Annotated in this window: 7 protein-coding genes, 1 tRNA gene and 1 pseudogene; all 9 read right to left on the reverse strand. The window is 71.8% G+C overall.

What is annotated here, in order from left to right; genetic code table 11:
- Positions 1-213, reverse strand: a pseudogene (locus RMO85_RS19225) (glutathione peroxidase); the annotation flags it as partial.
- 36 nt (positions 214-249) lie between these two features.
- Entirely contained in the window at positions 250-906 is a 657-nt protein-coding gene (locus RMO85_RS19230) for a hypothetical protein (protein WP_310530323.1), read from the reverse strand.
- Positions 903-1,526: a nitroreductase family protein gene (locus tag RMO85_RS19235; RefSeq protein WP_310530324.1), complete on the reverse strand. Its 624-nt coding sequence runs from the start codon at positions 1,524-1,526 to the stop codon at positions 903-905. The genes RMO85_RS19230 and RMO85_RS19235 overlap by 4 nt, the downstream gene beginning before the upstream one ends.
- Before the next feature lie 37 nt (positions 1,527-1,563).
- The gene (locus tag RMO85_RS19240) at positions 1,564-2,262 is read right to left on the reverse strand and encodes a glycosyltransferase (protein WP_310530325.1); all 699 of its coding nucleotides are present in this window, start codon (positions 2,260-2,262) and stop codon (positions 1,564-1,566) included.
- Positions 2,259-3,578, reverse strand: a complete 1,320-nt coding sequence (locus RMO85_RS19245) for a bifunctional PIG-L family deacetylase/class I SAM-dependent methyltransferase (protein ID WP_310530326.1) — start codon at positions 3,576-3,578, stop codon at positions 2,259-2,261. Before RMO85_RS19245 ends, RMO85_RS19240 begins: the two co-directional genes overlap by 4 nt.
- Entirely contained in the window at positions 3,575-4,609 is a 1,035-nt protein-coding gene (locus tag RMO85_RS19250; protein WP_310530327.1) for an acyl-CoA dehydrogenase family protein, read from the reverse strand. The genes RMO85_RS19245 and RMO85_RS19250 overlap by 4 nt, the downstream gene beginning before the upstream one ends.
- A 230-nt stretch (positions 4,610-4,839) precedes the next feature.
- Positions 4,840-5,583, reverse strand: a complete 744-nt coding sequence (locus RMO85_RS19255; protein WP_310530328.1) for a mechanosensitive ion channel family protein — start codon at positions 5,581-5,583, stop codon at positions 4,840-4,842.
- 129 nt (positions 5,584-5,712) lie between these two features.
- Complete coding sequence (locus tag RMO85_RS19260) at positions 5,713-6,453, reverse strand: TetR/AcrR family transcriptional regulator C-terminal domain-containing protein (protein WP_310530329.1); 741 nt, start codon at positions 6,451-6,453, stop codon at positions 5,713-5,715.
- A 133-nt stretch (positions 6,454-6,586) separates the two neighbouring features.
- Positions 6,587-6,669: transfer RNA gene (locus RMO85_RS19265), tRNA-Leu, on the reverse strand.
- Positions 6,670-6,729 lie beyond the last annotated feature (60 nt).

The following is a 6,729-nucleotide window of genomic DNA, read 5'->3' on the forward strand; positions in this document are numbered from 1 at the left end:
CTCCTGGTTGCCGAACTGGTCGCACGGGAAGCCGAGCACGGTGAAGCCGCGTTCGCCGTACCTGTCCTGCAACTCCTGCAGGCCCTGGTACTGCGGCGTGAAGCCGCACTTCGAGGCGGTGTTCACGACGAGCACCACCTCACCGGCGTATGCCGCAAGGTCGGTGTCGGTGCCGTCGATGGCGCGCGCGGAGAAGTCCTTGATCGTGGTCACGTCACTGGTTCGTGGCCGAGCATCGTTCGGATTGGTTCACGGGGTCGGTCGGACCCGCACCTGCGCGGGCTGCTGGTAGCCGACGGAATTGGCGTGGCCGTCAAGCACGACCCGCACAAGACGGTCGCCGAGGTCGAGCACGACCTCATGGTCATCGCGCTCGAGCACCTCGCCGCTCACCCGCACGGTGCCGTCACCGAGGTCCTCCCAGGACGCGCCCGGTCGAGCGAGCGCGACGTCCTCGATGGCCTCGACGGTCTCGACCTCCCGTCGGCCACGCCCCCGCCCGCGCCAGAGCAGGGACAACATGCCGAGCAGGAGAGCATCCACGACCAGCGTGCCGATCAGGCCCGCCGAGCTTCGCACCTCACCCTCGACGACGGCGCTCCCGGGCTTGCCCTCGATCACGCGGACGGAGATCGTCTGGTCCTCCTCCGCTTCCTTGTACGTCGCAGCGTCGACCTCCGCCGACCAGATCTCCTGCTCCGGGTCGATGGTCCCCGGCAGCCGGTAGCTCAGCCACCAGCTCGGCGCTCCGGCCGACCCCAGGTTGCGCGCCTCGGTGACCTCGGCGAGCACCTCGACGCCGGACCTCTCGACCGAGGAGCGCGTCCACGTCGAGTGCACGAGCGGCAGGTTGACCAACGCGATCACGACCGCGATCAGCACCCAGCTGGAGCGCGAGATCCTCATGCCCGATCGCCGACCCACGGCTCCGTCCACGTCCCGGCGCGGGCGATCTCGCCGAGGCCGTTGCGCTCGCGGACCCGGAGGTCGCGCGCGGCGGTCCGCTCGTCCGCCGAAGCGGGGTCACCCCTGAGTCCGACCGCGATGCCGGTCAGCAGCACGTGGGTGGCGGGCAGCCCGAGGTCGGCGGCGAGCCCCTCGTGGTCGAAGCCGGCGAACTGATGGGAGTGCAGCCCCATCGAGCGCGCCTGCAGCGTGAGGTGTGCGGCGGCCTGGCCGACGTCGTAGAGGGCGTAGTCGCTGTAGGCCGGCGCATCCGCATCGGCCCCCGTGCTCACGTGGCCGGCGGACAGGAACACCGCCGCTGCCAGCGGCACCCAGCCGGAGTTGCCGCGGCTCAGGTGGGCGACCAACCGGTCGTGATTGGCGGACCCGCGTTCGCAGACGAAGAAGACCCACGGTTGGGAGTTGCCGGCCGACGGTGCCCACTGGGCGGCGTGCAGCAGCTGGTCGATCTCGGCCCGGTCGAGCGTGTGCGCAGCGTCGTACACGCTCGGGCTCCAGCGCGAGCGCAGCGGCTCGGACAGGTGCTCGGCCCCTGGCTGCGGTGCTCGGCGCGTCGTCACGGCGTCAGTATCCCCGGCCGCTGGGGTGAGCGGTGGCTCAGGCACCCAGGCCGTCGAGGTAGTCGGCGAAGCCATCGGGCGCGCGGGCGATGCGCCGCCCCGAGGTGATCACCGAGAGGTTCCCGGGAGCGACCCACGCGACGCCGGCCCGACGCAGGGCGACGACGAGCTCGACGTCCTCGTGGACCGGGATCGCCCGGAAGCCACCGACCGAGCGATAGGCCGCCAGCGAGAACCCGAGGTTGGCCCCGTGCACGTGGTCGTGGCCGTCGATCAGGCTGTGCCGGGCCTGCCACTGCGCCAACTCGTAGGCCGTGAGGTCGCCCGCCACCGGTTGGACGGTGCCCACGACCAGATCGTGTCCGGCAGCCGCGAACCCGACCTGCTGGACCAGCCAGGACGTGGGAACCGTGCTGTCCGCGTCGGTGTTGGCCACCCACAACCCTCCGGAGACCGGCGAGGACGCCCAGCGGGCCGCCGCCTCCACTCCGCAGGCCCGGGCAGCACCGACGCAGCCGGCCTGCACCGCCACGCCGGTGACGTCGGGGCGCAGCGCCACCGCACGGCTGGAGTCGTCCTGGCAGCAGTCGAGGACCACGAAGACCCGGCACGCGATCTCCGGAAAGGCTGATGCCAGCGCCTCGACGGCACCGGTCACCGAGTCGAGGCACGCGGGCAGGAGCTCCTCCTCGTCCCGGGCGGGGATCACCACGGCCAGCGCGGTGGGCATGCTCATGCGGGACGCCCCAGCACGTGCAGCACGAAATCAGGATCCTGGTGCTCGACCAGCACGGGGGCACCCGATGCCAGGAACGCCTCGTGCACCGCGGGCCCGGCGAGCGGCCAGCCGACCGGCTGGTGTCGCCAGTGACACAGCAGCAGGTGTCCGTCCTCGGTGAGCGCGGCAAGGCTGCGCTCGACGACGCCGGCGAGCTGACGCGGGCTGAGGAAGTAGCCCACCTCGGAGATGGACACCAGGTCGAAGCGCCCGGACGGCCACTGTGCCGGCACGGCGGCCCGGCGCACCTCGACCTGGTCGAGACCCGCCGTCCGCTCGCGCGCGGCGGTAACGGCCGTCTCGCTGGCGTCCACGGCCAGCAGTCGTCCACAGCGTTGCGCGAGGTCGACCGCCAGGGCACCGATGGAGCACCCGACCTCCAGCCCGTGCTCATAGCGCTGGCGCGGCAGGCTGGCCAGGGTGACGGCACGCTTGTGCCGCTCGTAGTCCGACTCCACCTGCCACGGATCGGATCGTTCGCGGTGGACGAGATCCAGGGCGTCGTCGCGGACCGGCTCGTCGTCTTCGAAGAAGAGCTCGAGATCGCGACGGAAGTGGGCCCGCAGCGGCGCGTCGAGCAGGACCTCGTCGCCGGGTGCGGGCGACAGCGGCTCCACCTGGCTGGCGTGCGCCGCGGTCGCCGACATCTTGGCCGCGCGCACCTCATCGTCGAGCGGGAGCTCGCGGACCTGCGCCCACGGCACGCCCTGCTCGTCGCCCCAGTGCCACAGCCAGACGGGATACTCGACCAACCGCGCGTCGGTTCGCGCGGCCGCGATGGCTGCGGCCAGGCCGGCCGCCTCGTGATCGGGATGGCCGTCCCGGCGCCAGGGCGCGAGCAGCAGCACGTCCTCACCGTCGATGCCGATCATCGCGACGAGGTGCGCCACCAGCTCCGCCAGGTGGTCGGCCACCGCCCCGTCGGGCAGGCCCAGGCAGGTCACGGCGGCCCCGGGCGCGAGGCGCGCGATGGCCTGGTCGAGCTCGTGTCGGCGTACCTGGGCCAGCAGCTCGCGCGAGTGGGTCGGCGAGCGCGGATGCGAGCCCTCGCCGGCGGTGGCCGAGACGACCTCGACCTGCCAACCGGCGATCGCCGCCACCCGGATCAGGCCACCGGCGCCGAGGGTCTCGTCGTCGGGATGCGCACCGACCACCACCAGCCGCCCGGCGACGGACGGGAGCTGCAGCGGCACCATCGCGTGCGCAGCCAGCACGGTCGTCCAGGCGGAGGCCGACGTGCCGGGCCGGTCATGACGGAACACCGGCCTGGTCACCACGGCGCCACCGCCGGCTCCGTCAGGTCCCGACCGAGGGATGCCTGGTCCCGCTCCGCGTGCCACTGGCGCAGGTAGAGGTCAAGGTCGGCCACCCGGCGCGCGTGGTCCTCATCGGTCGCCAGCGGGCCGGGACCGAGGCCGTGGGCGGCGCGTCGGACCACGTCCTCCGCGGCCAGTGCCACCACCTGGCGGACGCGGAGGGCGGCCCGGGAGCCGGTGGCGCCCGAGAGCTCCCCTGCGTCCAGCGCGGCCGCCGCGTGCTCGAGGACGCAGCGGGCAGCGTGCAGTTCGGCGTCGACCGCGCCGAGGTGCATCAGTGCGACCTGGTCGGGACTGCGGTTCGACGCGCTCGCGTGCAGCCGGCGGGCGACGCCGACAGCCCCGCCGAACCAGATCGCCGCCACACCCAGACCGCCCCAGGCGAACCCCGGACGCTCGAGGTACCAGCCGGGCTCGCCCACCGGTTCGGCCGCGACGTCCTCGAAGTCGACCGGTCCGGAGTCGAGCGCCGAGAGGCCGCGCGCCACCCAGGTGCCCGAGACCGCGGTCACGCCGGAGTCGTGCAGGTCGACGGCGAAGAGCTGCCGGACGTCGCCCACCCACGCACTCACCAGAGCGCGGTCGAGCACGGCCGCGAGCGAGCACCAGTGCTTGCGCCCGTGGAGTCGGTACGTCGACCCGAGACGCGTGGCACGCAGGGGCTCGCCGGGCCCCTCCGCGGCAAAGACACCCCAGGTGCCGCTCCCCACCGGTACACCCGCCTGGCCCAGGATGGCCCGTGCGTCGAGGTGCGGCTCGAGGGCCCGCGCCACCGTCAGGTCGACAGCGCCCATCGTGGCCAGCGCCGACCACAGCTGAGCCGTGCGACCTGTCCCCGGGGCCGGCAGGTCGTGGCCGAGCTCCGCGGCCAGCGCCAGCGCGGCCGGCACGTCGGCGGCTGCCGCACGGGTCCTGAAGCCGACGTCGGCGAGTTGGCCGCGGTCCGTCCCGGTCGGCGAGCCGATCAGGACCGGCCAGTGCTCAGCCACGGACACCGCACGGTCGCTTCGCTGCCATGGGGTCCCCTTCGAGCGCCGCAGACGGTGACTGACAGGCCTCGACATCGACCCTAGCTGCCGCTCGGCGCGGCGCAGCGCAACCCGGGATGTCTCCTGCGGCCAGGGCGTCACCCCGGAGTGATCGCACGCGCGAGGGCCCCGGGACATCCCGGGACCCTCGCGTGTTCACCTCGGCTGCCGAGGCCGGCGCGGACCTGATCTCAGATCCCGTTGTCGATCCGTACGGTCTGGTGGGGGGCCTGGTCGACCCCGCCGGTCGAGGCCGCCACGTGCTGCTTGATGCGCGGCGCCTCCTCCTCCGCCTTGCTGAGGTAGCCCTCCCAGCGCTGCTGCATGGGACGGATGAGTCCGCCCCCGACGCCCACGACGATGACGCCGGCGACGGTGGCCAGGATCGCGATCAGGACGGGCGTGGTCACGGTGGTGGCGACGCCGACCTGGTTGAGCGCGGCCACGACGCCGAGGAACATGATGAAGATCGATGCCGCGTTGGCGATCGTCCTGCCGTACGAGAGCCCGCCCAGCGTGCCCTCGATGAGCGACTTCACGGCCGCTGCGATCGCCGAGGCGACCACGATGATGATGATGGCCACGATGAGGCTCGGCAAGAACGTGATGACCCGCTCGATCAGGTCGCTGATCGGGTTGGGCCCGAAGACGCCGAAGGCCAGCTGCAGCACGAACAGCATCAGCGTGTAGTAGATGAGCTTGGCGACCACGTCGCTCGCATCCATCTTCGAGTTGGCCATGGCACGCTTGACGCCGCCACGCTCGACCGCCCGGTCGAAGCCGACGCGTTCGAGCACCGCGTTGAGCGCCTTCGCGACGGCCTTCGCGATGAGCAGGCCCACCACGAGGATGAGCAGGAACAGTACGAGCCTGGGCACGAACTCGGAGATGGTGCTCACGCCGTCGCGCAAGCCGTCCTGAAGAGTGTCTTGCATGGAAATGGTCCTCCGTTGAGCGAGCGAGTGGTTCTGTTTACGTTGTAAACAGAACCACATCCCGCCCCTCGACACAACATCACCGTCCGGGTCGGCCGTGACACGGCGACCACCCGGGCCGGGAGGACCTCACTCGTCGCGGCTCTCCTCGCGGACCAGGGCCAGGCGATTGAGCAGCTCCTCGAGCGCCTCCTCGAACTCGACAGCCGACCTGTCCTCGGAGAGCTGATGGCGCAGCCGGCCCACCGTCGGATACTCGGCCAGGCCCGAAGGATCGGGATCCTCCTCGAGCACATCGAGCGGACCGAGGTCAGCCCCGTGGGTGGCCACCTCGAGGAGCAGTTGACCGAGCAGGAAGCTGGTGAAGGAGCGGTAGGCGGCGACCGCCGCCTCATCGGTGAACCCCTCGGACCGCAGGCCGACCAGGAAGGCCTCGACCCAGTCCAGGCTGCGCAGCGGCGGTCGCAGCCAGGGTGCCTCGGGTGGGCGCGAGGCCACCAGGGGGAAGGCCTTCGGGTGCGCCAGCGCGACCCGGCGCACGCCGTGCGCCAGCCGCTGCAGGAAGTCCTGCCACCCGTTCCGGGGGCTGTCGAAGACCTCTTCGTCGCTCAGCATGCCCGCGACCAGGCGCTCCACGACCCCGTCCAGGAGCTCCTCCTTGCCCGCCACATGGCGGTACAGGGCCATCGCCTCCACGCCCAGGACCTGGCCGAGCCGGCGCATGGTCAGACCGGGGAGTCCGTGCTCGTCGATGAACTCGACGGCGGCCTGCAGGATCAGTCCCCGGTCGAGCGGGCGCCGCCGCGAGAGCGAGGGATCACCGTCACGCAGAGCCGCATCGACGCCTGTGCCGTCCTCGAGCACTGCCATGCCATCACCCCTTTGTTCGTCGAGCATAACGACGCACTCGGTGCGAGCTCACCGACCTGGCCGGGGGCCACGGGCCGACGCGCGGGTGGAAATGAACGAAGGCCCCGGGATACCCGGGACCTTCGTCTACGTGTGCGCGAGGGGGGATTTGAACCCCCACGCCCTTTCGGACACTGGCACCTGAAGCCAGCGCGTCTGCCGTTCCGCCACTCGCGCGCAACTTCTTCCACCTGGAATCAGGTCCGGCTCCCCGACCGCCATCCTCGTAAAAGCAGC

It is taken from the genome of Nocardioides sp. (assembly GCF_031422975.1).
Classification (GTDB): Bacteria; Actinomycetota; Actinomycetes; order Propionibacteriales; family Nocardioidaceae; genus Nocardioides.

What these genes read in the sequence shown, in the direction of transcription:
- RMO85_RS19255 (WP_310530328.1), bottom strand. Translation starts at nt 5,583, where the DNA reads ATGCAAGACACTCTTCAGGACGGCTTGCGCGACGGCGTGAGCACCATC.
- RMO85_RS19260 (WP_310530329.1), bottom strand. Translation starts at nt 6,453, where the DNA reads ATGGCAGTGCTCGAGGACGGCACAGGCGTCGATGCGGCTCTGCGTGAC.
- RMO85_RS19230 (WP_310530323.1), bottom strand. Translation starts at nt 906, where the DNA reads ATGAGGATCTCGCGCTCCAGCTGGGTGCTGATCGCGGTCGTGATCGCG.
- RMO85_RS19240 (WP_310530325.1), bottom strand. Translation starts at nt 2,262, where the DNA reads ATGAGCATGCCCACCGCGCTGGCCGTGGTGATCCCCGCCCGGGACGAG.